Raw genomic sequence first — 25534 nt, forward strand, 5'->3', positions numbered from 1 at the left:
TGCGTCAGGGTTGCTTGGGAACACGGGCCAATTCGACCAGCATGCCCGCGGCCTGGCGGTCCTGGGCGAGAAAGCGGACGAATTGCTCGGGCGTGTCAAGAGCGCTTTCCACGTAGCGGGTTTGCATGACCTCGACCATTTTCGGATCCTGGAACACGGCGGTGAATGCGCGATGAATGCGCGCCACGATGCCGGACGGCGTACCGGCGGGGGCGGCGATGCCCCACCACGGCCGGCTTGGGAAACCGCCCAGGCCGCTTTCGGCCATGGTCGGCACATCTGGCAATTGTGGCGACCGTTGGGCGCCCGCCACGGCGATGGCGCGCAATTGGCCGCTCTGGATCAGGCCGATGAAGTTGCCCAGGCCCATCTGCGCAAGCTGGATCTCGCCGGCCGTGACGGCGTTGGCGATGGGGCCGCCGCCTTTGTACGGGACGCCCACCATGCGCGTTCCCCATTCCCGGTTGAGCCAGGCGACGAGCAATTCCTGCAGCGAACCGGAGCCCAGGGTGCCGAAATTGACGGCATCCGGGTGCGCCTTCGCATAGGCGCGCAATTCAGCCACCGAGCGCACGGGAAGCGCTGCCGGCACCACCAGCCCTTCGGTGACGTAGAACAGGCGGTTGATCGGCGTGAAGTCCCGGGCTGGGTCGTAGGGCAGCTTCTCGAACATGAACGGGTTGAATGACATGGTGGCGTGATACACCGCGCAAAGGGTGTAGCCGTCGGCGGGGGCCTTCGCGCAGGCCTCGGCGCCGACGATGCCGCTGGCGCCCGGGCGGTTCTCGACGACGATCGGCTGTCCCAATTGCTGGCCGAGCGCCGGCGTGGCGGCCCGGAGCACGACGTCGGTGACGCTGCCCGGAGCGATCGGTACGATCAGCTTGACAGGACGCGTGGGGTAGTCGTCCTGGGCCTGGACGGCAGGCGACAGGACGCAAGCGGTCAGCGCGAGGACGAGCCCCGCGCGGCGGATGGTGGAATGCATGGTGGTCTCCTCGATGGCGGCGCCTGGCCGCTCGGTTTTCAGTGCAGCGACGTCTGGCCGGCAGCCGACAAGCCCAATGCCTTGATCACGTCTCCGAACTGTTTGTCGTCTTCCTGCATGTACTGCGCGAACTCGTCGCCCAGGCGCCAGCGGGTCGTGAAGAAACTGGCTCGGGCTTCGGCCTGGAAATCGGGGTCATCGGCCACGGCGCCCAGCGCCTCCACGTATTCGCGGGTGATCGTACCGGGGAGGCCGCGCGGAGCGACGATGCCCCGCCAGTGCGCGACCGACCACGGCACGCCCGCCGCCTCTTGCACCGTGGGAACGTCGGGAAACGAGCGGTGGCGCTGGTCTTCCATGGTCGCCAGCGCACGGGCGCTGCCGGCCTGGAGCGGCCCGCGGGCGTCGGTCATGGTGATGGGCGCGACATGCGCGCGCCCCGCCAGCGCGTGCTCCAGCCCCTGTTCGCCGCTATGCGTCTCTATCCATTGGAGGTGCTCCAGCGGAATGCCGTTGACGTGCATCAAACCGGCCAAGGAGAATTTCCAGACGCTGAAATTGGGCCCGCCCGAGCCGATGATCGGATGGCGGCGGCAATGTTCGAGGAAAGCGCGCAGATCATGAAACGGCGAGCCGGCCGGCACGATGACGGCCGAGGACTCGACGAACGGCACCGCCAGCGGCGTGTAGTCGGAGGGAGTCAGCGAGGTGAGGCCGGGGTGCCAGTGCATCATGCCGATTTCGCCGGTGATCAGGCCCAGCACCGTGCCGTCCGCGCTGGCGTCGGCGATGGCCTGGTGGCCGGAGACGGCGCCGGGTCGATTCACCACATCGATGGTGCGCCCGATTTTTCGTCCCAGGTGCCTGGCGATGAGCCGGGCGCGCTGATCGCTGCCTCCGTCTTTCACGTACGGGACCAGCAATCGGATAGGTGCATTGGAGTGGGGCATGGGCTTGTCGTGTCTCGTTGAGTCCGGTCAGCTTATCGGTGGGACGGCGCGGGGGCCAATGGCATGTTTTCATGCCTCATTCCCTGGGGTTATAGGCCGCCGGAAGACTCCCGCGCCGCCACGTGCCTGCGCATGCAATCGCCGAACAGATCGATCAGCGGCAGGGCAACCGGGTGCCTGCGCCGTGCCAGGCCGCCGCGGAAGCGCCAGATGCCTTGTGCTGTCGGCAGGACGTCGATGCCGAGCTTGCGCGCGTGCGGCAGCACCTGGTGCGATTGCGTCGCCACGAACTGGCCGGTCGCGACAAGCGAAAGCAGTATCTCGAGCGAATCGGCCTCGGCGGCGAAGCCTGGCGTGTCCAGCCCGCGCAGCGCGAAGTATCGCTTCATGCGTTCCAGCACGGCATAGTCATTGTGCGGGCCGACGAATCGGCATCGACTGAGTTCTACGTCGGAGACCTCGTCCGCCTGGTGCAGGGGATGGCTGCGATGCGCGAGGAAAACATGGCTGCTGTCGATCAGGTATTCCTTCTCGATGTCGTCGTGGTCGGGAAAATCCAGCGCGGCGCAGATGATGTCGAGTTCGCCGCGCAGCAATTGCGGCAGCAAGGTGCTCAGCACGCCGGGCACCACGCGTACGCGCAGGCTGGGATGGGTTTGCGCCAGTTCCGCCACGACGTCTGGCAGTAGATGGACGGACCAGAGCGGACCGGCGCCGACATTCAGCATGCCCACGCCGCCGTCCTTCATCGAAAGGATTTCGTCATGGGCACGCTGCGATTCCAGCTGGATGAGGCGGGCGCGGTGCGCCAGCGTCGCTCCGTACGCGGTTGGCACCATGCCGGCGGCGGTGCGCTTGAACAAAGGTACGCCCAGTTGTTCCTCGAGCTTGCGCAGGCTCTTGGACAGCGCCGGCTGGGTGATGCACAACTCGTCGGCGGCCGCCGTGAGCGTGCGATGCGTCACTACGGCCAGGAAGCAGGTAAGCAGCTTGGAGTTGAGCACGGGCAGGGCCTTCCAGCGGGGAAGTCATCCCGGCACTCTACGAGCGGATGAGACGGCCCGGCCAGCCGGTTTGCTGGATAGTCGGTATCCATGGGCTGGATGATGCGCTGGTCTTTCCAGGATTGCGCCGCCGCGGCCGCCCGGATGCCAAGAGGCCGGGACATGCTTCAGCCGTCCTCGCCCGGATCGAAGTCCATGCGCCGCATCGCGTCCGCCAGCGAGATCCGCGACCGCTCGTAGTCGGCCCAGGGCGTGTTGCCGGTGGCCAGCCGGTCGCCCAGCGTGTGCAGCGTCCAGTGGGCGGAGCTCGACAGGCCGTCCAGTTCCTCCCAGGCCACGGGCACCGACACGGCCAGCCCCGGCCGCGCGCGTACCGACCAGGCCGCCACCGTGGTGGCGCCGAAGCCGTTGCGCAGGTAGTCGATGAAGATCTTGCCCACCCGGTTCCGGGGCCCGCTCTTGGCCACGAAATGGCTGGGCAGGGTCTGCGCCAGGTGCTGGACGATGGCGCGCGAGAAGGCCTTGACGGTATCCCAGTCGTATTGCGGCCGCAGCGGCACGATGACGTGCATGCCCTTGCCGCCGCTGGTCTTCAGGAAGGCGGGCAGGCCCAGTTCGCGCAGGAAGGCGTGCACGAGCTGGGTGCCTTCGCGGATGCGCGGCCAGCCCACGCCTTCGCCGGGGTCCAGGTCGAAGGTCATGCGGTCGGGCGTGCCGATCGCGTCGTCCGTGCCGTTCCAGGTGTGCAGTTCGATGGTGTTCATCTGCGCCGCGGACAAAAGGCCCTGCAGGTCGTCGATCTTCATCAGCGGTGGATGGCCCGGGTCGATCTCCTGGGGCAGCCTGACCACGCCGGGCAGCGCCGCGCGGTCGGCGTGCTTCTGGAAGAAGAGTTCGCCGCCCACGCCGTCCGGCGCCCGCACCAGGGCCACGGGCCGGTTCTTCAGGTGCGGCAGCAGCAGCGGGGCCATGGCCGCGTAGCACTGGACCAGTTGCAGCTTGGTGATGCCGCTCTGCTTGTCGATCACCCGTCCCGGGTGCGTCACGCGGAAGGAGGCGGGCAGGCCGTTGCTTTGCATGGTCTCGGATTCCTTGGGCGGCGCGGCCGCCTGTTCGCGGGTGACGGCGCTGGCGGGCTTGTCGGCGCGCAAGCCGCGGAAGACGCCCTGGCGGATGTGGCCGCCGCCGGTCCATTCGGCGAACGAGACCTCGGCCAGAAGCTCCGGCCGGACCCAGTGGGCCCGGCCCAGGCCCTTCGTGTTGGTTTCGAACGGGGAGCGCGGCGCGGCCAGCTCGTCCAGGCGCTTCTTCAGGGATAGCAAGGTACGCTGGTCGAATCCCGAGCCGACGTTGCCCGCGTAGCGCAGCCGTCCCTCTTCGTCGTGCACGCCCAGCAGCAGCGAACCCAGTCCCGAGCGCGTCCCCTGGGGGTCGGTATAGCCGCCGATGACGAATTCCTGGCGGTTCTGGCACTTGAGCTTGATCCAGTCGGCGGAGCGGCCCGAGCGATAGCCGCCGTCCTTGCGCTTGCCGATGACCCCCTCGAAGCCCAGGCGGCAGGCCGAGGCGACCAGGTCGCGCGGCGCGGCCTCGAACGCGTCGCTGAAGCGCAGGCGCGCCGGATCGGCGTCCTCCAGCAGGCTGCGCAGCGTCGTGCGCCGCTCGGCAAGCGGCAGGCGGCGCAGGTCGCGGCCGGCGTAGAAGGGGAGGTCGAACAGGTAGTAGACGGCGCCGCGCGCGGAGCCGGTCTCGAACGCATTCTGCAGCGACTGGAAGTCGGGGATGCCGTGTTCGTCGGGCACGATGATCTCGCCGTCCAGCCAGGCATCGGCCAACTTCATTGCTTCGATCGCGGCGCGCAGTTCTTCCAGCTTGTGCGTCCAGTCCTTGCCGGTGCGGGTGTAGAGGCGAACCTGGCCGCCTTCGATGCGGGCCAGGATCCGGTAGCCGTCGAACTTCAGTTCGTATTGCCAATGTTCGGGATCCGGCGGCGGCGCGTTCACCAGCGTCGCCAGTTGCGGTTCGAGCGTGGCGGGCAGCTTCGCGTAGGCCGGCGCGGGAGCGGAGGCTTCCTCGGCATCGGCCTCGGGACCGGTGACCGCGTAGTCGTCTTTTTCCTTGATCAATAGCCAGGCTGGCTGCTTCTCGGTCTTGCGCATCCGCACCAGCGCCCACTGGCCGTGCAGCTTGGCGCCGCGCAGCTCGAACTTGAGCTTGCCCGCGCGGTAGCCCTTGCGCGGATCCTCCAGCGGAATCCAGGTCCCGGCGTCCCAGATGGCGACGTCGCCGGCGCCATAGTGGCCCTCGGGAATGCGGCCCTCGAAGCTGCCGTAGGACAGCGGATGGTCCTCGACCTGGACCGCCATGCGCTTGACGCCCGGATCCAGGCTCGGGCCCTTGGGCACGGCCCAGCTCTTGAGCGTGCCGTCCAGCTCCAGCCGGAAGTCGTAGTGCAGGCGCCGCGCCGCATGGCGCTGGACGACGAAGGACAGGGCGTGCGTGCCGGGCTTGCCGCCCGCGGCGGGTTCGGGCGTGTGGGCGAAATCGCGCTTGGCGCGATAGGTGCGGAGGGCGTCGTTCCTGGCCATGCGAGGCTCCGGTGGCCGCGGTCAGGCGCTGCGCCGGGTCTTGCCGCCTCGGGCATGCCCCTTGCCGCTGGAGCCACCGCTGCCCTTGTGTTTTTCCAGGCTGCGCTTGAGCAGTTCCGTCAGGTCCACGATGTCGGCCGTGGGCCGGGCTTCCTCCAGGGATTCGATGGGATGGACGGCCTGGGTTTCCTCCGCTTCGATCTTGGTCTGCACCAGTTGCAGGATCTTCTCCTTGAACTCGTCGTGGAACTGCTGCGGATCCCATTCGCCCGCCATGTCCTCGATCAGCTGGACGGCCATCTTCATCTCGCGCGCCGAGATGCCCTCGGCATGGCTGCCTTCCTCGGGCAGGTCCAGGTTCTCCCACGAGCGGATCTCGTCGCCCCAGCGCAGCAGGTTCAGGACCAGGCCGGGCCCGGCGGGAATCAGCGCCGCCAGGTGCTGCTTGGTCTGGATCACCACGCGTGCCACGCCTATCCGCCCGGTCTTGAACAGGGCCTCGCGCAGCAGGGCGTAGACCTTGGCGCCCTTGCCCAGGGGGGCCAGGTAGTAAGGCCGTTCGAGATAGATGAAGGGGATGGAGTCGGCCGCCACGAAGGTCTCGATCTCTATCGTCTGCGTGGATTCGGGATAGGCGGCGCGGATCTCGTCGTCGGACAGCACGACGTAGCGGCCATCTTCGTAGGCGATGCCCTTGACGATGTTCTCGCGCGTGATTTCGCGGCCGGTGCGCTTGTTGATGCGCTTGTAGCCCACCGGGTCCATGCTGCGCTTGTCCAGCCAGTCGAAATCCAGTTCGCTTTCCTGGGTGGCGGTGTACAGCGCCACCGGAATGTGGACCAGACCGAAGCTGATGGCGCCTTTCCAGAGTGTGCGTGCCGTGGTGGCCATGGCCGTTCCCCCTTGTGTAGCGGAATCGTCACGTCCAGCATATCCGAGGCTGGGGCCAGAGGCGGTGAAAATCCTGGCGAACTGGTAGCAGAGTGTTATCGCGGGCCAGGGCACGCGGGAGGGGCGGCCGCTTGCTGGACGTATACTTTCGTCTTTTGCCCGACCGTAATGAACGTCCGCGAATACTACGAGCAAGCCCTGGCCGAGCGCGGGTTCACCCCGGATGCGGCCCAGCGTGCCGCCATCGAGCGCCTGCAGCGCTACTACGATGACTGGGTCGAGTTCAAGTCGCTGCGTTCCAATGCCCTGAAGCGCCTGTTGAACCGCCCGGGCGTGCCGCGCGGCGTCTACATGTGGGGCGGCGTGGGCCGGGGCAAGAGCTTCCTGATGGACGCCTTCTACGCCACGGTGCCGGTGCAGCGCAAGACGCGGCTGCATTTCCACGAGTTCATGCGTGGCGTGCACCGGGAGCTGGACGAGGTCAAGGGCATGGCCGACCCGCTGGACGAGGTGGCGCGCCGCATCTCGCGTCGCTACCGGCTGATCTGCTTCGACGAGTTCCACGTCTCGGACGTGGCCGATGCCATGATCCTGTACCGGCTGCTGCTGGCGCTGTTCGCCAACGGGACCTCGTTCGTGATGACGTCCAACTACGAGCCCTCGACCCTGTATCCGGAAGGCCTGCACCGCGACCGCATCCTGCCGGCCATCGCGCTGATCCAGGAAAAGATGGACGTGATGAACGTCGATTCCGGCGTCGACTACCGCCGGCGGGCGCTCGAGCAGGTCGAGATCTACCATAGCCCGCTGGGTCCGGAAGCCGACCAGGCGCTGGAGAAGGCCTTCGCCGCGCTGGCCGACACGCCGCCCATCGAACCGCCGGTGCTGTCGGTCGAGAACCGGCAGATCAAGGCCCGCAAGCTGAGCGGGACGGTGGTGTGGTTCGACTTCGCAACCTTGTGCGGCGGACCCCGGTCGCAGAACGATTATCTGGAGCTGGCCAGCCGTTTCCACGCGGTGATCCTGTCGGACGTGCCCAGCATGGGGCCCAGGCAGGCCTCGGAAGCAAGGCGCTTCACCTGGCTGGTGGACGTGTTCTACGACCACAAGGTCAAGCTGATCATGTCGGCGGCCTGCGAACCCGAGGAGCTTTATACCGAAGGCGCGCTGGCCAACGAGTTCCACCGGACGGTGTCGCGGATACTGGAGATGCAGTCCCGGGAATACCTGGATGCCGAGCGGCGGGAGACGGTGGTCTTGTAGTTCTCGAGGTGGCCGTATCCCGGCCCCGCCGGAGTGGGCGTGGCCCCCTTTCGGGGGCCGGGTAATCAGCGCTTCAGCTTCGCGAACGCCGCTGCCATCGCGCTTTCCCCCGGAGGCGGGGCGCTCATGCCGCGATCGCGCCCGCGGCCGCCGCCCGGGCGTCCGGCACCGGCGCTGCCGCCGTCGCCGCGGCGCGCGGGGACCGAGTCGTCGTTCAGGCGCATGGTCAGCGCGATGCGCTGGCGCTGCAGGTCGACTTCCTGCACCTTGACCTTCACCGTCTGGCCCACGCGCACCACGTCGCGCGGGTCCTTGACGAATTTCTCGGACAGCGCCGAGATGTGGACCAGGCCGTCCTGGTGGACGCCGATGTCGACGAAGGCGCCGAAGTTGGCGACGTTGGTGACCACGCCTTCCAGGATCATGCCCTGGCGCAGGTCGTTCAGCGTCTCGACGCCGTCCTGGAAGGTGGCGGTCTTGAACTCGGGGCGGGGATCGCGGCCGGGCTTCTCGAGTTCGCTGAAGATGTCCTGGACGGTGGGCAGGCCGAAGCGTTCATCGGTGAACTGGGCGGGCGAGACGCCCTTGAGCGCGGCGCGGTTGCCGATGACCTGGCGGATGTCGGTCTGGAGCTTGGCCAGGATGCGTTCGACCACGGGATAGGCTTCCGGGTGGACGGACGAGCAGTCCAGCGGATTGTCGCCGTTGGCCACGCGCAGGAAGCCGGCGGCCTGTTCGAAGGCTTTGTCGCCGAAGCGCGGCACGTCCATGAGCTTGGCGCGCGAGGGAAAGGCGCCGTTCTGGTCGCGCCAGGAAACGATGTTCTTGGCCAGTGCGGCGTTCAGGCCCGAGACGCGGGTCAGCAGCGGCACCGAGGCGGTGTTCACGTCCACGCCCACGGCGTTCACGCAGTCTTCCACCACGCTGTCGAGCATGCGCGCCAGTTCGCGCTGGTTGACGTCGTGCTGGTACTGGCCGACGCCGATGGATTTGGGGTCGATCTTGACCAGTTCGGCCAGCGGATCCTGCAGGCGGCGGGCGATGGAGACGGCGCCGCGCAGGCTGACGTCGAGCTCGGGGAACTCGGCGGCGGCCAGTTCCGAGGCCGAATAGACGGAAGCCCCGGCCTCGGAGACGACGATGCGGGTCAGGTTCAGGTCCGGGTAGCGCTTCATCAGGTCGGCGGCCAGCTTCTCGGTCTCGCGCGAGGCGGTGCCGTTGCCGATGGCGATGAGCTCGATCTGGTGGCGGCGGGCGATGCGGGCCAGGGCCTCGATCGAGCCGTCCCAGTCGCGGCGGGGTTCGTGCGGGTAGACCGTCGCGGTTTCCAGCAGCTTGCCGGTGCGGTCGATGGCCGCGACCTTGACGCCGGTGCGGATGCCGGGGTCCAGGCCGAGCACGGCTTTCGGGCCGGCGGGCGCCGCCAGCAGCAGGTCTTTCAGGTTCAGGGCGAAGACGCGAATGGCCTCGGTTTCCGCTTCTTCGCGCAGGCGGGCCAGGTTCTCGGTCTCGAACGAGGGCAGCAGCTTCACGCGCCAGGTCCAGCGGCAAACCTCGCCCAGCCATTTCTGGCGCGGGCTGACGTCCAGCCCGAAGACGCCGTCCAGGCCGACCAGCTTGGCGACGCGCGCCACGCAGGGGTGGGGAAGCTGTTCTTCCAGTTCGGGCTCCAGGCCCAGGCGCAGTTCCAGCACGCCCTGCTGGCGGCCGCGCAGCATGGCCAGCACGCGGTGCGAGGGCAGGGTGCGCAGCGGCTCGCTGAAATCGAACCAGTCGCGGAAATTGGCGCCTTCGGCTTCCTTGCCTTCGGCCACCTTGGAATAGACCAGGCCGGTATTCCACAGGTAGCCGCGCAGGTTCTCCAGCACCTCGGCGTTTTCGGAGAAGCGCTCGGTCAGGATGTCGCGGGCGCCGTCCAGGGCGGCCTTGACGTCGGCCACGCCGGCCTCGGCGTTGACGTAGTCCGCGGCGGCGGTTTGCGGATCGATGGCCGGATCGGCGAGAATGGCGTCGGCCAGGGGCTCGAGGCCGGCTTCACGGGCGATCTGGGCGCGGGTCCGGCGCTTGGGCTTGTACGGTGCGTAAAGGTCTTCCAGGCGCTGCTTGGTGTCGGCGGTGGTCAGCGCGTCCTTGAGCTCGGGCGTCAGCTTGCCCTGCTGCTCGATCGAGGCCAGGATGGCCGCGCGGCGACTTTCCATGTCGCGCAGGTATTCCAGCCGTATTTCCAGGTTGCGCAGGACGGTGTCGTCCAGGCCGCCGGTCACTTCCTTCCGGTAGCGGGCGATGAACGGCACGGTCGCGCCGTCATCCAGGAGTTCCACCGCGGCCGAGACCTGTGCCGGGCGTGCGCCGAGTTCTTCGGCAAGCTGGGCGATAATGCGGGATTGGGCCTGGGTGTCGAGTGCCTCGCCCCGGTCGGTGACCATAGCCATCGAGTCCGTCCTACCTTGGAAAATGAAGCCGCGGATTTTGCCACAGTCTGAGAATATGTCCTTAATTGCTTTCTGCCCGGGCGTTACGCAATGTGTCGACCGCCTGCCCGCCACGGGCGGCTGGGCCGCCCGGCTGGCGCGCTGGCTGCTGCCCACGGTCGTGGCCGTGGCCGTCTGCGCGGCGCCCGCATGGGCGGCCGAGGGGGACGGGCAGCCCGCCCCCGCGCAGACCTACGCCTCGAAGGAGGCGGCCCAGGCGGCCGCCGACGCCGCCAAGGCCGAGTCCGACCGCATCAAGCGGCAGTACGACATCGACGCGGCCGAGTGCATGCACAAGTTCTTCGCCAACAGCTGTGCCGAGAAGGCCAGGCTCGAGCGCAATGCGGGCGTGACGCGCGCCGACGGGGAGCGGCGCGCAGCCGAGCTCTATATCCGGCGCGAAGAAGCCCGCGAGCGGCACGAGAAGCGCGACCGCGACAATGCCGAGCGCGACGCCAAGACCGCCGACCGCGCCGCCCGCAAGGCCGAGGAAGCGGCCAGCCGCCCGCCGCCCAAGGCCGAGCCGGCCCCCCCGCCGCGCCCGTCGGCCCCCGCCGCCGCGCCGGCGCCGCGTCTGCCGCGCGACGTGGACGATCCTGCCGTTCGCGCCCGCAACCGGGCCGAATTCGAACGCAAGCAGGCGGAGGCGCGCGAGTACGCCGAGAAGCAGGCCCGCGATCGGCAGGAAGCCGAGGCCAAGCGTGCCCGGCGCCGGGCCGAGCGCGAGGAAGAGGCCGGGCGCCTGAAGGCGCAGCAGCAGGAAGAGGGCGCGCCGGCGCCTGCCGGGAAGCCGTGATGGACGACAGGATCCAGGCGCTGACCGCGCGCATCGTCGAGCTGCAGCTCGAGCACCGCGACCTCGACGCCGCGATCGAGAGGCTGGCCCTCGACGCCGCGGTGGACGAACTGCGCCTGAAGCGCATGAAGAAGCGCAAGCTCCAGCTCAAGGACCACATCGTGGCCCTGCAGATGCAGCTCATACCGGACATTCCTGCATGACCGCTTCGATCATGGACATCGGCGCCGACGTGGCCGCCGTGTTCGCGGCCGACGGCCCCCTGGCGCGCAAGCTCAAGGGCTACCGGCCGCGGATCCAGCAGATCGAGCTGGCTCAGGCCATCGCGCGGGCCATCGGCGATCGCGGCACGCTCGTGGCCGAGGCCGGCACCGGGACCGGCAAGACCTTCGCCTATCTCGTGCCGGTGCTGATGCACGGCGGCAAGGTGCTGGTCTCGACCGGCACCAAGACGCTGCAGGACCAGTTGTTCGCCCGCGACCTGCCGGCCGTGCGGGACGCGCTGGGGCTGCCCGTCGTCATCGCGCTGCTGAAGGGGCGGTCCAACTACCTGTGCCACTACCATCTCGAGCGCACCGCGGGCGACGGCCGCCTGGCTTCGCGGGCGGAGGTCGCCCAGCTGCGCAAGATCGAGGTGTTCGCCAAGCACACCCGCAGCGGCGACAAGGCCGAACTGGCCGAGGTGCCCGAGAACGCGGACATCTGGCACAAGGTGACGTCCACCCGCGACAATTGCCTGGGATCGGACTGTCCGGCCTTTCGCGAGTGCTTCGTCATGCAGGCCCGCAAGCGCGCCATCGAGGCCGACGTGGTGGTGGTGAACCATGTGTTGTTCCTGGCCGACCTCGCGCTCAAGGACGAAGGCATCACCGATCTGCTGCCGGCCGCCGATACGGTGGTGTTCGACGAGGCCCACCAGTTGCCGGCCGCCGCCACGCGCTTCCTGGGCGAGTCGGTGTCGTCGCACCAGCTGCTGGACTTCGCGCGCGACGCCACGGTCGCCGGCCTGTCGCATGCGCGCGAAAGCGCGGACTGGCCGGTGCTGGGACAGGCCGTCGAGCAAGCCACCCGCGAGCTGCGGCTGTCGTGCGCGGCGGTCGAGAAAATGCCGGGCCAGCGCAGCACCTTCGACACGCTGCCCAATCCCCAGGACTTCGGCAAGGCGGTGCAACAGGTGATCGATGCGGTCCACACCCTGGGCCGCATCCTGATGGCCGTGGGTGAGCGCCACCCCGATCTGGACATGGTGGCCAAGCGCGGTCCCGACCTGATCGCGCGGCTGGCGCGCTGGACCGAGGCCCACGGCGTGCCGCCGGCCCATGCCGGGCAGACCGGCAAACCGGCCGAATCCGCCTGGCCGGAATCCGTTGCCGACCAACCAACCGAGCAGCCCCCGCAACGGGCAGACGACGGCTGGGTGCGCTGGGTGGAAACCGGCACCAGCCACATCCGCCTGCATACCGCGCCCTTGTCCGTCGCACAGGCGTTTTCGCAGTACCGGCCGGCGGGGCAGGCCTGGATCCTTACCTCGGCCACCTTGTCGGTGCGGGAGGATTTCTCGCATTTCACGCGCCAGCTCGGCCTGTACGAAGCCACGACCGGCCGTTGGGAGTCGCCGTTCGACTACGGGACCAATGGCCGACTGTTCGTGCCGCATGGCATTCCCGCGCCGCAGGATCCGCGCTTCACCGAAGGCTTCGTCGAGGCCTTGCTGCCCGTGCTGGCGGCCAGCCGCGGTTCGGCGCTGGTGCTGTGCACGACGCTGCGGGCGGTGGACAAGGTGGCCGAGCTGCTGCAGGAAGCCTTCCGCGAACGTGGCTGGGAATGGCCTCTGTTCAGGCAGGGCGACCGTTCCCGCCGGGAACTGCTGGAGCGCTTCCGGACCAGCGCGCACGCGGTCCTGGTGGGCAGCGCGAGTTTCTGGGAAGGCATAGACGTGCCGGGCGACGCGCTGACCCTGGTGGCCATCGACAAGCTGCCGTTCGCGCCGCCGGACGATCCGGTGCTGGATGCCCGCATCCGCGCCTGCCGCGAACGGGGCGGCAATCCCTTCTTCGAATACCAGTTGCCCGAGGCCGCCATCGCGCTCAAGCAGGGCGCGGGACGGCTGATCCGCACTGAAACCGACTGGGGCGTGCTGATGGTGGCCGACCGCCGGCTGGTCGAGAAGCCCTACGGCAAGCTGTTGTGGCGCGGCCTGCCGCCGTTCACGCGTACCCGCAACGTGGCGGACGTCGAGGCGTTCTACGCCGAGCGCGCCGAGACGCTGTCGCCAGCGGCCTGAGCGGTGCGCTGCCGGAACCCCGCACCGGCCAGGGCCAGCAGGCCCTAGCGAATCACCACCGACACGCTGGTCCGGGGCGGCACGGTGATGACCTCCTCGTAGACGTCCCGCACAGCCGGCCGCACGAACGGGAAGAATCCTCGCGGCTGCAGATACATCGGTACGCTCGTTGGCAGCCCGTAGTCCGCGTACAGCGCACCGTCCATCGGCACGAGGTCGTAGCCGGAGTCGCTTCTCGCCCCCAGGCCGAAGTTCGGCGGCGATGCCGCCGGCAACAGTGCGCTGGTCGTGCCGATGCGGCGCATCGTCGTCTGGATGCCCGGGCCGCCCACGTCGCGGATGACCTTGTCCAGGATGCGCCAGGAGTCCGGCGCGCCGGTCTCGTTCAGCAACCTTCGATAGAAGTCCATGCCGTAATGACGCAGCAGGTAGGCGCCTATGGTCGAGTTGATGTTGTAGCTGTCGCAGGCGCCCCAGTCCAGGATGGCGATCGACAGGATGTCGCAGTTGAAGTTCTGGTCGCGCAGCCAGTAGCGGACGAAGAAATCACGGTTTTCATGGTGGCGGTTCAGGCCGGGAAGGTAAAGGGCATCCTCGGCCATCAGCGCGATCAGTTCGATGAACCAGGATTGATGGAAGTACTCCTGGCCTGGCTCCTTGGAGATGACCTGCAGGTAGCGTGTGGAAAGGTGAGTCAGCTCATGGGCGAAGGAGGCCAGTTCGTCCAGGACGGGGTTGTAGAAGTTGTCGTCTGACATGAAGAGGACCAGCGCTTCGTTGCTGAGATTGTCCTCGGGAGGGCCGGCTGGATCGTTCAGCCCGACGTCGTTCCAATGCACCATTCCGGCCGCCATCATGTCGCGGATGAAGGCGACGTGCAGGTCCGCGTCGGGAGGGATGGCCGGCAATTCGCCTTCCGGATACGGGCCCCAGGGCGGACCGACGAGTGCCACGGTCCTGTCGTAGACCGCGTCCTCTCTTTGGGCGACGTCGCGGATGAAGCCGTCGAGCATTGCATCCGTGACACTGCCGGCTGCCTGGGTCTCCGCGTCGATCCATACATGGATGCCGCGCCCGTCGCGGGCCACGGTCTGGCGGACCAGGGTCGACCGGCGGAACGCGTCTTTTTCCGTGCCCATCCCGTAGCCGGATACCCGCCAGGTGCGCACGTCCCCGAGCCGGGGCGCGTGGGCGGTGCGGCTCGGCCCCACGATTCTGTGCGCGGGCGAGGGTTTGCGGCTCTTCAGCCTCTGCATCGGATCGGCCTGCATCGGCGGCAGGTCGGGGTGCCGCGGGCGGCGCGGACTTGCGGCATCCGCCGCGTCCGCGCCGGCCGGGAACGCCAGCCTGGCGGCGGGCGCAGCGAGCGGATAGGGCGAACGCAGATACAGCTCCAGCGCGGGCAGGCGCTGCGGCGTATCCCCGTGGTTGGTGATGATCAGCTGCACGTCCTTGCCTGCCAGGCCCGAGATGTCGATCGCCACTGTCTGCCGATCGTCGGTCGTATTGGTGTATTGCCAGATGCCGACGCCCGAACCCAGGTAGCGATGGGCATCGACCGCGCCGCAATGAGGTCCGCTGCAATCGACCGTCAGTTGCGCCTCGGCCGGAGCAGGCGGTTCGGGCGTATCCGGCGCCACGGCGCCGTCTCCGCCGCAGGCGGCCAGCAGCAGCCATACGCCATGGATGGCCAGGCGTCTGATGGGAAGGCATGGACGTGAAGAGACTGTGATCATGGCGATTCCTTGCTATCGGATGACGAGGCTCAGGCTGGAGCGTGGGGGAACCAGCAGCGTTTCGCGGTAGCTGCCCTGGACAAGGGGACGTACGAACGGAAAGAAGCCGTAGGGTTCCAGGTAGAGCGGCACGCGGCCGGGTAAGGTGTTGATGTCGGCATAGCGCGCGCCATCGAGCGGGATAAGGAAGACGTCCTGCCCGTGCCGCGCGGGATAGCCGAAGCCTGGGGGCGATGCCGCCGCGGGAAACAGCGCCGCGCTGGTCCCGAAGCGCCGCAGGAGGGCCGGGAAACCGTCGCCGACGGCCTGCCGGAGGGAGTGGTCGAGGATTTCGAACGAGTCGCTCGAACTGAAGTCGTGCAGCAACGAGACCAGTAGATCGGCACCGTAGTGGCGCATCAGGAAGGCGGCCAGTGCATTGACCGTGCTGTAGCCATAGCAGGCCCGGTTCGGCAACGGGATCGGATACATGTCTCGCAGGTCGCAATTGAAGCCACCGCGTTGTCCCCAGGACAACCAGCTCTGGAACCGCGCCTCGGTATCGGAGGGCGCCGCGTCGTCGGGATGGTAGGCCAGCTCCTTCATTGCTTCCGCGACGGTTTCGTTCAGCCAGGAGTCGAGCTGGTCGTCATCGCCTGCGAGGATGCCTCGATAGAACCAGAATATGAGATGGGTGAGTTCGTGCGAGAAAGTCTGGATGGCATCGGTGTAGATGTCGTCGGGGGCGTAAATGCTCCGGGCGTGCATGTAGACCGCCAGCGCCTCGTTGGACTGCTGGATGTTCGGGAGGTCCGGGTAGTAGTGCCGCACGTAGGCGTCCGTGAAGTTGACATAGCCCAGGACCTCGAGCGGTTCCACGATCACCACGTTCAGGTCTTCATGGGCGCCGATGATGTTCTCGTAGGGGGGGTCCGTCCAGATCGGTCCCGCGATCCTCGTTATCCGGTCGTAGGTGGACCGGATACGCTCCTGCAATTGATCCAGCGCTTCGTCGGTAATGACGCCAGCAGCCGTGACCGCGTCCTCCACCCAGATGTTCAGCGCCCGGGGATCGGCGCCGTCGAGGCTGGAGCGCCGGCGCAGCGTGGTCGGGCGCGGGGCCCTGGCGTTGTCACCGCCGGAAAAATCGTTCACCCACCATTCCCGGGTGTCGCCCACCCGGTGGGATGCGGAGGCCGCCATCCGGGCCAGGGCCGGGCCGGAGGCGGTCTTCGCACGCGGGCGGGGCAAGGCGCGCAGGTCGTAGGGCGCATGGGGCCGCGGAAGACCCGCCCGGGCCGGAGCGGGTGCCGCCGCGCGCAGCAGGGCGGCCGTGCCGGTGTAGGGCGAGCGCAGGAACAGCTCCAGCGGCGGCAGCTTCTGCCGCGTGTCCGAGTGGTTCACGTAGGAAAGATGGACGTCCTTGCCCGGTATGCCGTCGATCCGGACGGACACTTCCACGCGGTCGTCGGTATCGTTGGTGTACTGCCAGACGCCCACGCCGGAGCCGGCATAGCGATGGGCGTCGATGGCGCCGCAGTGCGGCCCGCCGCAATCGACGGCCAGTCGCGGGCCGGTCTCGGGCGCAGGTGGCGCCGGCCCGGCGGCTTCTTCCCCTCCGCCGCAGGCGGCCACGGCCAGGATGGATAGCAGCGACAGCACGCGCAGGAGCCGGGCGCGGAGTCGTGGGGGCATGGGCGATACCTGTCGGGTGGGAAACGTGGCCGCCAGCGTAGCGGAAGGTCTTGCCGCGCGCATTGGTCCAAGGTCCAATGCCTGGCGATCCACTCCGTGATAGCGTTGTGCCAATTCCTGGAACACGAGCCCGATGTCCGCACCCAGCACGCCCCTTGCCGAGCAGCTCCAGGCCGAACAGGCGGCGATTCTGCGCCGCAACCTGCCGTTCTCGCTGTGCGGGGCGCTGCTGACGGTCGGCCTGGTGTGGGCGGCAATGCGCGAGGCGGTGCCCGCCTGGCAGATGCTGGCCTGGTTCCTGGCGCAAGCAGCCTGGACCCTGGTCCGCGCCTGGGGCGTGTCGAGGTACCGGCGGGGCGCGGGCGACGCGGGCGGCGTGGCGCGCTGGCGCCGGACCGCCATCGCCACGACCGGGGTGGCCGGATTGCTGTGGGGAATTCCCTTCGCCTACTGGATGCTGCACGTGGACCTGCCGCACCAGATGTTCCTGATCGTCGCGCTGCTGACGCTGGGCACGGGTGCGATCTATGCCTATTGCATCGACCTGCCGCTGCTCTACGCCTTCCAGGTGCCGTATTTTTCGCTACCTTTCATTGCCATCCTGACCATTCCGGGCACCATGCATACGGTGCTGGCGCTGGCGGCGGCGCTGTACCTGGCCGTCACCCTGGTGTTCGCGCAGCGCATGTCGCGCACGCAGATCGACTCGCTGCGCCTGCGCTTCGAGAACCTGTCCCTGGTCGAGAGCCTGCAACGCGAGAAAGAGGCGGCCGAGCGCAGCGACCTGGCCAAGTCGCGCTTCCTGGCCGCCGCCAGCCACGACCTGCGCCAACCGGTTCACGCGCTCAGCCTGTTCATTGGCGTGCTGAAGGAGCAGCCCTTGCCCGACGAGAGCCGGCGCCTGGTCGACAGCGTGGGGCGGGCCGCATCCGCGCTGGGAACGCTGTTCGAGGCGCTGCTGAACATCTCGCGCCTGGATGCGGGCGTGGTGCGCGTCAACCGGCGGACTTTCGCGCTGACGGCGCTGTTCGACCAATTGCTGCTGGAATTCACGCCCCAGGCCGATGCCAAGTCGCTGGTCCTGCGCGTGCGGCCCACGCGGGCGGTGGTCTATACCGATCTGGCGCTGCTCGACCGGATCCTGCGCAACCTGGTGGACAACGCCATCCGCAACACGCAGCGGGGCGGAGTGCTGCTGGCGTGCCGGCCCAGGCGGGGCGCCTGGCGCATCGAGGTCTGGGACACCGGGGCGGGCATTCCGGCCGCCGAGCAGGACAAAGTGTTCTGGGAGTTCCACCAGTTGAACAATCCCGAGCGCGACCGGGGCAAGGGGCTGGGCCTGGGGCTGGCCATCGTGCGGCGCACGGCCAAGCTGCTGGGGCATGCCGTGGGCCTGCGCTCGCGGCCGGGGCGCGGCAGCGTCTTCGCCATTACCGTGCCCCGCATGGCCGAACAGCATGCCGGCCAGCCGGAGGCGCCGCCGCCCGGTCATTCCGCCGGAGCGTTGAAGGGCCGGCTGGTATTCGTGGTCGACGACGACATCGAGAACCGGCAGGGACTGCAACTGCTGCTGGAGGCCTGGGGGTGCCGGGTCGTGGCCGGCGGCAGCGGCGAAGAGATCGTCCAGGCCGCCGCCCGGCGCAACGAGCGGCCGGACCTGATCATCAGCGACTACCGGCTGCGCAACCACGAGACGGGAATCGAGGTGATCGACGCGCTGCACGAAGAGTTCAACGACGAGAACATCCCGGCCATGCTGATCAGCGGAGATACCGATCCGCAGCGGCTGGCGGAAGCGGCGGCGCGCACCTGGCCGCTGATGCACAAGCCGGTCGAGCCCGCCGAGTTGCGGGAGGTCCTGGTACGGATGCTGGGCTAGGGCCCATTCCCGGTCTACCTGGGCTTGCCGAACAGGCCGGCGCGGCGCGCGGCCAGCACCGCCTGGGTGCGGTTGACCACGCCCAGCGCGGCGAAGATGGCCGAGATGTGGGCCTTGACGGTCTTCTCGGTCGTGGCCAGGCGTTCGGCGATTTCACTGTTGCGCAGCCCCTCGCACAGCAGGCACAGGACCTCGGTCTGGCGAGGCGTCAGGCGGCCGGGGGGCTGCTCGGACAGGACGGCCAGCGATGCCGGAAGGTTTTCCGGCGGCCGGACGACCTGACCGGCCAGCACGCGCTGCATGGCATCCAGCAACTGCCCGACGTCGGCGGACTTGTGCAGGAAGCCGTGGGCCCCCGCGGCCAGGGCCGCCTCGGCATCCTCGTGGTCCTCGGAGGCCGACAGCACCATGACCCGCAGGCCGGCGCCCGCGCGCCGGAGCTGGCGCACCAGCGCCGTGCCGCCGATGTCGGGCAGGTAGTAGTCCATCAGCGCGATGTCGGCCGTGGTGTCCTTGAGCAAGGCCAGGGCCTCGGCGCCGCCGACGGCGGTGCGCAGATGCAGCGAGGGGCCGGCCGCTTGCCGCAGGGCAAGCGCCAGCCCCTCCCGGAACATGGCGTGATCGTCGATCAGCAGGGCGCTGGCCACGGAAGCGATGCCGCTACCAGATCTTCCACCAGGGACCGCTGTCTTTCTGGAAGCCGCTCTTGACGAAGCTGCTGTCGGGATAGTTCATGCTCAGCACGCGCGAGGCGTCGTCGCGCAGGTCGGTCATGCCCATCTTGTCGTAGGCCAGCACCATGATGTAGAGCGCTTCCTCGACCGCGGGAGCACCCTGGAAGTCGCGCACCGCGGTCTGCGCGCGGTTGACGGCGGCCACGTAGGCGCCGCGCTCGAGATACAGGCGGGCGACGTGGACCTCGTTCATCGCGATGGAGTTGACGAGATAGTTCAGGCGCAGGCGGGCGTCGGGCGCGTACTTGCTGTCGGGGAAGCGCGCGACCAGGGCCTTGAAGGCGTCGAACGATTCGCGCGCGCCCTTGGGGTCGCGCTCGCTGGGGTCCTGGCGCGTCAGGCTGGCCAGGAAGGCGCTGTCCTGGTAGAAGTTGATCAAGCCCTTCAGGTAGAGCATGTAGTCCAGGCTGGGGTGGTTGGGGTGCAGGCGCTCGAAGCGGTCGATCGCGGCCAGCGCCTGGGCGTTGGAGCCATCCTTCCAGTAGACGTAGGCGATGTCGATCTGCGCCTGCTGGGCGAAGACGCCGAAGGGATAGCGCGATTCGAGTTTCTCCAGCAACTTGGCAGCCTGGGTCCAGTTGCCGGTATCCATCTCGTCCTTGGCCTCCTTGTACAATCTCTCGGCAGTCCAGCCCACCGTGGGGTCGGGTTCCTTGCCGGTATTGGCGCAGCCCGCCAGGATGAAAAAGGCCAGCAGGCAGGCCAGGGCCAGGCTCAGCCGCGCGACGAGGCGCTGCCGCCGGGCCGGGGCCGGATGCCCGCAGGCCGCTTGCATTGCCAGGGAATTCAACTGCATGGTGGTGTCCCTCACCAATAGACTATCCGTGATTATATTCGGGCTTCGCGGCCAGGCCCTCCAGAAACATGTCATCTTCGCTGCCGTCCCAAGATATCGAAAGCCAGGAAGCCGAGCCGCGCTTGCTGGACCTGCCTTCGGGCACCCGGGCCGATCGCCTGGACAAGGTCCTGGCGCAGCTGCTGCCCGAGCATTCCCGCAGCCGCCTGCAGGGCTGGATCGAGCGCGGCGGCGTGCTGGTCAACGGCAAGGCGGCCTCCGTGCGGCAGGTCGTCGGGCCGGGTGACCAGCTCACGGTCTGGGAGGAAGCGGCGCCCGAGTCGCTGGCCTTCACGCCGGAAGCCATCGATTTTCCGGTGGTGGCCGACAGCGCCGACTGGATCGTGGTCGACAAGCCCGTCGGCCTGGTCGTGCACCCGGGGGCGGGCAACTGGCACGGGACGCTGCTCAACGGCCTGCTGCACCGCTATCCCGAACTGGCCCAGGTGCCGCGCGCCGGCATCGTGCACCGGCTGGACAAGGATACCTCGGGGCTGATGGTCGTGGCACGCACCATTACGGCGCAAACCTCGCTGGTGCGGCAGTTGCAGGCCCGCACGGTGGGGCGGCGCTATCTCGCGCTGGTGTCGGGCCACGTGCGGCGCGGCGGCACCATCGATCGGCCCATCGGCCGGGACCCGCGCGTGCCGGTGCGCATGAGCGTGGAGCGGCCTATCGCCGCCAAGCCGGCCATCACTCATTTCGAACCCCTGCGCCTGGGCAGGGCGCCCGGCGGCATGCCGGTGACCGAGGTCGAATGCCGCCTCGAGACCGGCCGCACGCACCAGATACGGGTGCACATGGCCAGCATCGGCCATCCGCTCCTGGCCGACACGCTGTACGGCGGCAAGGCGGTGGCGCCCGCCGCGCGGCAGATGCTGCACGCGGCCAGGCTGCAGTTCGACGATCCGGTCCATGGCGGGCCCCGCGTTTTCCATGCGCCGGTGCCGGACGACATGCAGGCCGTCGTGCGCATCATCGCCTGGGAGGATGGCGAGGAGGACGCGGACGGCTACCTGGACGAGGAGGATGACGCATGACCGCCGCCCAGCCGTTCGTGCAGGAAGGCCCGGACTGGCCCGGGCTGCGCATCTTCGCCACCACCCGTGCCGGCGGCGTCAGCGCGGCGCCGTATGCTTCGTTCAACCTGGGCGCGCACGTGGGCGACGCCCCCGGGGCGGTGGCCGCAAACCGCGCGCGCCTGCGCGCGTTGTTGCCGTCCGATCCGCTGTGGCTGGACCAGGTCCATGGCACGCGGGTGGCCGACGCCGACCACGAAGCGGATCCCGCGCCGGCCGATGCCGCCGTCACGCGCGTCCAGGGCCGGGTGCTGGCCATCATGACGGCCGACTGCCTGCCTGTCGTGATCGCGGCGCCCGAGGCCCGCGTCCTGGCCGTGGCCCATGCCGGCTGGCGCGGACTGGCGGGCGGCGTGCTCGAGAATGCCGTCGCGGCGATGGGCGTGCCGCCGGACGCAGGCCTGAGGGCGTGGATAGGGCCGGCCATCGGTCCCCTGGCCTTCGAGGTCGGAGACGAGGTGCGGGGGGCTTTCGCGCGCGCGGCCGAACCGCCTGCGGGCGCCTTCGTCCCGACCGGCGGCCACGACGCGGCGGGCGCCCCCAAGTGGCTGGCCGACCTGCCGGCCCTGGCCGAGCAGCGGCTGCGTGCCGCGGGCGTGGCCACGGTCGTGCGCAGCAATCTCTGCACGGTGGCCGGCAACGACCGCTTCTACTCCTACCGCAAGGAGGGCGTCACCGGACGCTTCGCGACGCTGGCCTGGCTCGTTCCGTGACCGCCAGGCGCTCGGGGCGACGCTTGGTCGCCGGCGCCATCAGGGTTTCTCTTGATCAGGGTTTTCCGGGGTGTCGCACGCCGCTTCGCGCGCACGGCGCAGCCGCTTGCGCATGGGCGCGGTGAAGATGTACAGCAGGATCGCGACCGGCAGCAATCCGTAGAAAAGCAGGGTCGCGATACCCGCCAGAACCGTGGGCTGTGCCAGGGACATCAGCAGTGTCACGTAAAGCCAGCCGATGGCGACGAGGAAGGAAAAATGCATGGGTCGGCGAAGATGAAATATGAGTGAAACGCCGGTCCGACCGGCGCGCCGCGCAGGCATTGGCGCGGGTCTTGCGCGATTTGACAGCCGCAGGCGCGCTATGCACTATGGCATCTAGCGTAATCGAATCAGCAAGGTGTTCTAGTGAGTCAGTCCAGGCAGGATTCTACGAACCCCTTGGCGTGGCTGGAAGCATGGCAGCAGATGTTGAATCAGAAGGCCGACATGCCTGGGTCGTCGGCGCCTTCGAGTCGCATCCTGTCGGGCGGGCACGCCATGGCCCCCGAGAAGCTGCTGGAGATCCAGCAGGAGTTCGCGCAGGAATGGGCCGATCTCTGGCGGGCCGCCGGCGCGGGCGAACTCGAACCACTGACCGATCAGCGCTTCGCCGGTGAAGCCTGGAGCGCCAGCCCCGGGCATGCATTCCTGGCGCATGCCTACCTGCTGTCCGCGCGCACCATGCTCAAGATGGCCGACAGCGTCCAGGCGCCCGAACATGTCCTGAACCGGCTGCGCTTCGCCACCATGCAATGGGTCGAGGCCATGTCGCCCTCGAACTTCCTCGCGCTCAACCCCGACGCGCAGCGCCGCCTGCTCGAGTCCGGCGGCGAAAGCCTGCAGCAGGGCATCGCCAACCTGGTGTCGGACCTGCAGAAGGGGCGCATTTCCCATACGGACGAATCGTCGTTCGAGGTCGGGCGCAATCTTGCCACCACCGAGGGGTCGGTGGTGTTCGAGAACCGGCTGTTCCAACTGATCCAGTACAAGCCTCTCGGGCCCCGGGCCTACGCGCGTCCGCTGCTGATCGTGCCGCCCTGCATCAACAAGTTCTACATCCTGGACCTGCAGCCGCACAATTCCTTCGTGCGTTTCGCGCTCGAACAGGGCATGCAGGTCTTCATGGTGTCGTGGCGCAACCCGCTGGCCGTCGACGCGGATGGCGTGCAGCATGCGGACTGGGATGCCTACCTGCAGGAAGGCGTGCTCGAGGCGATCGGCGTCGTCTCGTCCATCTCGCGGCAGCCGCAGGTCAACGCGCTGGGATTCTGCGTGGGCGGCACGCTGCTGTCGTCGGCGCTGGCGGTGGCGAAGGCACGCGGCCAGGATCCGGTGGCCTCGCTCACGCTGCTCACGACGCTGCTGGATTTCGCCGACACCGGCGTGCTGGACGTCTTCATCGACGAAGCCCAGGTGCTGCTGCGCGAACAGCAGTTCGCCGCGGGCGGCGTGCTGGCGGCGCGCGAACTGGCGACCACCTTCGCCTTCCTGCGTCCGAACGACCTGGTCTGGAACTACGTCGTCAACAACTACCTGAAGGGGCAGGCGCCGTCGGCCTTCGACCTTCTGTACTGGAACGCCGACAGCACCAACCTGCCGGGACCGTTCTATGCCTGGTACCTGCGCAATACCTATCTCGAGAACAACCTGCGGGTGCCCGGCAAGGTGCGCGCGTGCGGCGTGGGGCTCGACCTGAGTTCCCTCGACATGCCGGCCTATGTGTACGGTTCTCGCGAGGACCACATCGTGCCCTGGACCTCGGCGTACGCCTCGACCGCGCTCCTGCGCGGGCCGATGCGTTTCGTGCTGGGGGCCTCGGGCCATATCGCCGGGGTCATCAATCCGGCTTCGCGCAACCGGCGCAGCTACTGGGTGCGCGAGGACGACAAGCTGCCGGCCGACGCCGCCGCCTGGATGGGCGAGGCGCGCGAAGTGCCGGGCAGCTGGTGGAACGACTGGGCAACCTGGATCAAGGAGCACGGAGGGCGCCAGGGCAAGGCGCCGGGCGCGCTGGGCAGCGCCGACCATCCCGTCATCGAACCCGCGCCGGGCAAGTACGTGCGGGTCAGGGCGGCATGACAAGAGACATGCGTATTCTGCGGGTCAAGCGGCGGTGGGTTCCGCCGTTTCATAAGGAGGCATCATGAGCGGAAAGATAGCGTACGTGACGGGCGGCATGGGCGGCATAGGCACCGTCATCTGCCAGCGGCTGGCCAAGGACGGGTTCACCGTCATCGCCGGCTGCGGGCCCAATCGCGACTCTCAGCAGTGGCTGAACGAACAATCGGCGCTCGGTTATACGTTCCACGCCTCCGTGGGCAACGTGGCGGACTGGGATTCGACCGTGGCCGCGTTCGCCAAGGTGCGAGAGGAGTTCGGGCCGGTCGACGTGCTGGTCAACAACGCGGGCATCACCCGTGACGGCCTCTTCCGCAAGATGACGCTGGAAGACTGGCGCGCCGTCATCGACACCAACCTCAACAGCCTGTTCAACGTCACCAAGCAGGTCATCGGCGACATGACCGAGCGCAAGTGGGGGCGCATCATCAACATCAGTTCGGTCAACGGCCAGAAAGGGCAGTTCGGCCAGACCAACTACTCGACCGCCAAGGCCGGCATCCACGGCTTCACGATGGCGCTGGCGCAGGAAGTCGCATCGAAGGGCGTGACGGTCAACACGGTTTCGCCCGGCTACATCGGTACCGACATGGTGCGTGCCATCCGCCCCGACGTGCTCCAGAGCATCGTCGACACCATCCCGGTGAAGCGCCTGGGCACGCCGGACGAGATCGGCTCCATCGTGGCTTGGCTGGCTTCGGACGACGCGGGATTCGCCACCGGCGCGGATTTCTCGCTGAACGGCGGCCTGCACATGGGGTAAGCCCCGATCCGGCCCGACGCGTTCCACGCCGGGTTGGACTAAACTTGATGGCTGGTGCGGTCGGCGGACCGCACCGGTTTCATACAAATCTAAGTTGGGGGCAAGCATGGCGCAGCAAGCCGGAGCCGGCAACGCGTTGCGGTTGATAAAAAAATATCCCAATCGCCGGTTATACGATACGCAGACCAGCACCTACATCACCTTGGCCGACGTCAAGCAGCTCGTGCTGGACAACGAGACGTTCGAGGTCGTCGATGCCAAGTCCGGCGAGGACCTGACCCGCAGCATCCTGCTGCAGATCATCCTGGAAGAGGAAACCGCCGGCGCGCCCATGTTCACGTCCACCATGCTGGCCCAGATCATCCGTTTCTACGGCCATGCCATGCAGGGCATCATGGGTTCGTACCTGGAGAAGAACATCCAGGCCTTCATGGAGATCCAGAACAAGCTGGGCGAGCAGTCCAAGGGCCTGTACGGCGGCCAGTTCGGCCCCGAGGCGTGGGCGCAGTTCATGAACGTCCAGACGCCGATGATCCAGAGCATGATGAGCAACTACATCGAGCAGAGCAAGAACCTGTTCGTGCAGATGCAGGACCAGATGCAGAACCAGACCCGGTCCATGTTCACCACGTTTCCCTTTACCTCCGCGTCCAAGGACGACGAGCGCAAGTAGCGCGGGGGCGGGCGCGCCGTAACCCGGTAAAATGCCCCCATTCCGCTAATTCC

At 68.0% G+C, this 25534-nt stretch carries 21 protein-coding genes; 10 read left to right on the plus strand and 11 right to left on the minus strand.

Annotation, left to right across the window (positions count from 1 at the left end):
- Positions 1–4 precede the first annotated feature (4 nt).
- The 5 genes from R4823_RS12485 to R4823_RS12505 form a co-directional block, all read right to left on the minus strand.
- On the minus strand, positions 5–988 hold the full coding sequence (locus R4823_RS12485; RefSeq protein ID WP_087841112.1) for a tripartite tricarboxylate transporter substrate binding protein: 984 nt from the start codon (positions 986–988) through the stop codon (positions 5–7).
- Positions 989–1026: 38 nt separating this feature from the next.
- Positions 1027–1938 (minus strand): tripartite tricarboxylate transporter substrate binding protein, encoded by a 912-nt coding sequence (locus R4823_RS12490; RefSeq protein ID WP_132980275.1) that lies wholly within the window; start codon positions 1936–1938, stop codon positions 1027–1029.
- A gap of 89 nt (positions 1939–2027) precedes the next feature.
- Entirely contained in the window at positions 2028–2942 is a 915-nt protein-coding gene (locus R4823_RS12495; protein WP_087841114.1) for a LysR family transcriptional regulator, read from the minus strand.
- Positions 2943–3109: 167 nt separating this feature from the next.
- The gene (ligD, locus tag R4823_RS12500) at positions 3110–5530 is read right to left on the minus strand and encodes a DNA ligase D (protein ID WP_338618841.1); all 2421 of its coding nucleotides are present in this window, start codon (positions 5528–5530) and stop codon (positions 3110–3112) included.
- Between the two features lie 21 nt (positions 5531–5551).
- Positions 5552–6421: a Ku protein gene (locus R4823_RS12505; RefSeq protein WP_132980273.1), complete on the minus strand. Its 870-nt coding sequence runs from the start codon at positions 6419–6421 to the stop codon at positions 5552–5554.
- 168 nt (positions 6422–6589) lie between these two features.
- Here R4823_RS12505 and zapE point away from each other — a divergent pair, with 168 nt between their 5' ends.
- Positions 6590–7684, plus strand: a complete 1095-nt coding sequence (gene zapE, locus R4823_RS12510) for a cell division protein ZapE (RefSeq protein ID WP_132980272.1) — start codon at positions 6590–6592, stop codon at positions 7682–7684.
- Between the two features lie 65 nt (positions 7685–7749).
- Here the strand turns inward: zapE and R4823_RS12515 are convergent, their stop codons facing one another.
- Complete coding sequence (locus tag R4823_RS12515; protein ID WP_087841122.1) at positions 7750–10116, minus strand: Tex family protein; 2367 nt, start codon at positions 10114–10116, stop codon at positions 7750–7752.
- A 55-nt stretch (positions 10117–10171) separates the two neighbouring features.
- Here R4823_RS12515 and R4823_RS12520 point away from each other — a divergent pair, with 55 nt between their 5' ends.
- The 3 genes from R4823_RS12520 to R4823_RS12530 are packed head-to-tail and all read left to right on the plus strand — an operon-like array spanning position 10172 to position 13235.
- On the plus strand, positions 10172–10951 hold the full coding sequence (locus R4823_RS12520) for a hypothetical protein (RefSeq protein WP_338618845.1): 780 nt from the start codon (positions 10172–10174) through the stop codon (positions 10949–10951).
- A complete protein-coding gene (locus R4823_RS12525) occupies positions 10951–11154 on the plus strand; it encodes a YdcH family protein (RefSeq protein ID WP_087841124.1) in 204 nt (67 codons plus the stop codon). Before R4823_RS12520 ends, R4823_RS12525 begins: the two co-directional genes overlap by 1 nt.
- An 8-nt stretch (positions 11155–11162) precedes the next feature.
- A complete protein-coding gene (locus R4823_RS12530; RefSeq protein ID WP_338619160.1) occupies positions 11163–13235 on the plus strand; it encodes an ATP-dependent DNA helicase in 2073 nt (690 codons plus the stop codon).
- Between the two features lie 44 nt (positions 13236–13279).
- Here the strand turns inward: R4823_RS12530 and R4823_RS12535 are convergent, their stop codons facing one another.
- Positions 13280–14971 carry a hypothetical protein gene (locus tag R4823_RS12535; protein ID WP_338618847.1) on the minus strand — a complete coding sequence of 564 codons (1692 nt, stop codon included), beginning with the start codon at positions 14969–14971 and terminating at the stop codon, positions 13280–13282.
- A gap of 12 nt (positions 14972–14983) precedes the next feature.
- Positions 14984–16645, minus strand: a complete 1662-nt coding sequence (locus R4823_RS12540; protein WP_338618848.1) for a hypothetical protein — start codon at positions 16643–16645, stop codon at positions 14984–14986.
- Between the two features lie 133 nt (positions 16646–16778).
- Here R4823_RS12540 and R4823_RS12545 point away from each other — a divergent pair, with 133 nt between their 5' ends.
- On the plus strand, positions 16779–18524 hold the full coding sequence (locus R4823_RS12545) for a hybrid sensor histidine kinase/response regulator (RefSeq protein WP_132980741.1): 1746 nt from the start codon (positions 16779–16781) through the stop codon (positions 18522–18524).
- A gap of 14 nt (positions 18525–18538) precedes the next feature.
- On the opposite strand, the gene R4823_RS12550 is transcribed toward R4823_RS12545, so the two are convergent.
- Positions 18539–19171: a response regulator transcription factor gene (locus tag R4823_RS12550; protein ID WP_087841129.1), complete on the minus strand. Its 633-nt coding sequence runs from the start codon at positions 19169–19171 to the stop codon at positions 18539–18541.
- 13 nt (positions 19172–19184) lie between these two features.
- Positions 19185–20033 (minus strand): outer membrane protein assembly factor BamD, encoded by an 849-nt coding sequence (locus R4823_RS12555; protein WP_087841130.1) that lies wholly within the window; start codon positions 20031–20033, stop codon positions 19185–19187.
- A gap of 89 nt (positions 20034–20122) precedes the next feature.
- Here R4823_RS12555 and R4823_RS12560 point away from each other — a divergent pair, with 89 nt between their 5' ends.
- Both R4823_RS12560 and pgeF read left to right on the plus strand, forming a co-directional pair.
- Positions 20123–21133 (plus strand): RluA family pseudouridine synthase, encoded by a 1011-nt coding sequence (locus tag R4823_RS12560; protein ID WP_087841131.1) that lies wholly within the window; start codon positions 20123–20125, stop codon positions 21131–21133.
- On the plus strand, positions 21130–21885 hold the full coding sequence (gene pgeF / locus R4823_RS12565; protein ID WP_087841132.1) for a peptidoglycan editing factor PgeF: 756 nt from the start codon (positions 21130–21132) through the stop codon (positions 21883–21885). Before R4823_RS12560 ends, pgeF begins: the two co-directional genes overlap by 4 nt.
- Positions 21886–21924: 39 nt before the next feature.
- On the opposite strand, the gene R4823_RS12570 is transcribed toward pgeF, so the two are convergent.
- Positions 21925–22149: a hypothetical protein gene (locus R4823_RS12570; RefSeq protein WP_087841133.1), complete on the minus strand. Its 225-nt coding sequence runs from the start codon at positions 22147–22149 to the stop codon at positions 21925–21927.
- A gap of 225 nt (positions 22150–22374) precedes the next feature.
- Here R4823_RS12570 and phaC point away from each other — a divergent pair, with 225 nt between their 5' ends.
- The 3 genes from phaC (at position 22375) to phaR (ending at position 25481) form a co-directional block, all read left to right on the plus strand.
- Entirely contained in the window at positions 22375–24006 is a 1632-nt protein-coding gene (phaC, locus tag R4823_RS12575; RefSeq protein WP_176400835.1) for a class I poly(R)-hydroxyalkanoic acid synthase, read from the plus strand.
- A gap of 64 nt (positions 24007–24070) precedes the next feature.
- Positions 24071–24808 (plus strand): acetoacetyl-CoA reductase, encoded by a 738-nt coding sequence (gene phbB, locus R4823_RS12580; protein ID WP_087841134.1) that lies wholly within the window; start codon positions 24071–24073, stop codon positions 24806–24808.
- Between the two features lie 106 nt (positions 24809–24914).
- Complete coding sequence (phaR, locus tag R4823_RS12585; protein WP_087841135.1) at positions 24915–25481, plus strand: polyhydroxyalkanoate synthesis repressor PhaR; 567 nt, start codon at positions 24915–24917, stop codon at positions 25479–25481.
- The last annotated feature ends 53 nt before the right edge of the window (positions 25482–25534 follow it).

Origin of the sequence: Pigmentiphaga sp. CHJ604, from assembly GCF_036972535.1 — a bacterium.
Taxonomy (GTDB): domain Bacteria; phylum Pseudomonadota; class Gammaproteobacteria; order Burkholderiales; family Burkholderiaceae_B; genus Pigmentiphaga; species Pigmentiphaga daeguensis.

Coding starts and splice junctions, on each gene's coding strand:
- R4823_RS12485 (WP_087841112.1), bottom strand. CDS start 988: ATGCATTCCACCATCCGCCGCGCGGGGCTCGTCCTCGCGCTGACCGCT.
- R4823_RS12490 (WP_132980275.1), bottom strand. CDS start 1,938: ATGCCCCACTCCAATGCACCTATCCGATTGCTGGTCCCGTACGTGAAA.
- ligD (WP_338618841.1), bottom strand. CDS start 5,530: ATGGCCAGGAACGACGCCCTCCGCACCTATCGCGCCAAGCGCGATTTC.
- R4823_RS12505 (WP_132980273.1), bottom strand. CDS start 6,421: ATGGCCACCACGGCACGCACACTCTGGAAAGGCGCCATCAGCTTCGGT.
- zapE (WP_132980272.1), top strand. CDS start 6,590: ATGAACGTCCGCGAATACTACGAGCAAGCCCTGGCCGAGCGCGGGTTC.
- R4823_RS12515 (WP_087841122.1), bottom strand. CDS start 10,116: ATGGCTATGGTCACCGACCGGGGCGAGGCACTCGACACCCAGGCCCAA.
- R4823_RS12520 (WP_338618845.1), top strand. CDS start 10,172: ATGTCCTTAATTGCTTTCTGCCCGGGCGTTACGCAATGTGTCGACCGC.
- R4823_RS12525 (WP_087841124.1), top strand. CDS start 10,951: ATGGACGACAGGATCCAGGCGCTGACCGCGCGCATCGTCGAGCTGCAG.
- R4823_RS12535 (WP_338618847.1), bottom strand. CDS start 14,971: ATGATCACAGTCTCTTCACGTCCATGCCTTCCCATCAGACGCCTGGCC.
- R4823_RS12540 (WP_338618848.1), bottom strand. CDS start 16,645: ATGCCCCCACGACTCCGCGCCCGGCTCCTGCGCGTGCTGTCGCTGCTA.
- R4823_RS12545 (WP_132980741.1), top strand. CDS start 16,779: ATGTCCGCACCCAGCACGCCCCTTGCCGAGCAGCTCCAGGCCGAACAG.
- R4823_RS12555 (WP_087841130.1), bottom strand. CDS start 20,033: ATGCAAGCGGCCTGCGGGCATCCGGCCCCGGCCCGGCGGCAGCGCCTC.
- R4823_RS12560 (WP_087841131.1), top strand. CDS start 20,123: ATGTCATCTTCGCTGCCGTCCCAAGATATCGAAAGCCAGGAAGCCGAG.
- pgeF (WP_087841132.1), top strand. CDS start 21,130: ATGACCGCCGCCCAGCCGTTCGTGCAGGAAGGCCCGGACTGGCCCGGG.
- R4823_RS12570 (WP_087841133.1), bottom strand. CDS start 22,149: ATGCATTTTTCCTTCCTCGTCGCCATCGGCTGGCTTTACGTGACACTG.
- phaC (WP_176400835.1), top strand. CDS start 22,375: ATGCCTGGGTCGTCGGCGCCTTCGAGTCGCATCCTGTCGGGCGGGCAC.
- phbB (WP_087841134.1), top strand. CDS start 24,071: ATGAGCGGAAAGATAGCGTACGTGACGGGCGGCATGGGCGGCATAGGC.
- phaR (WP_087841135.1), top strand. CDS start 24,915: ATGGCGCAGCAAGCCGGAGCCGGCAACGCGTTGCGGTTGATAAAAAAA.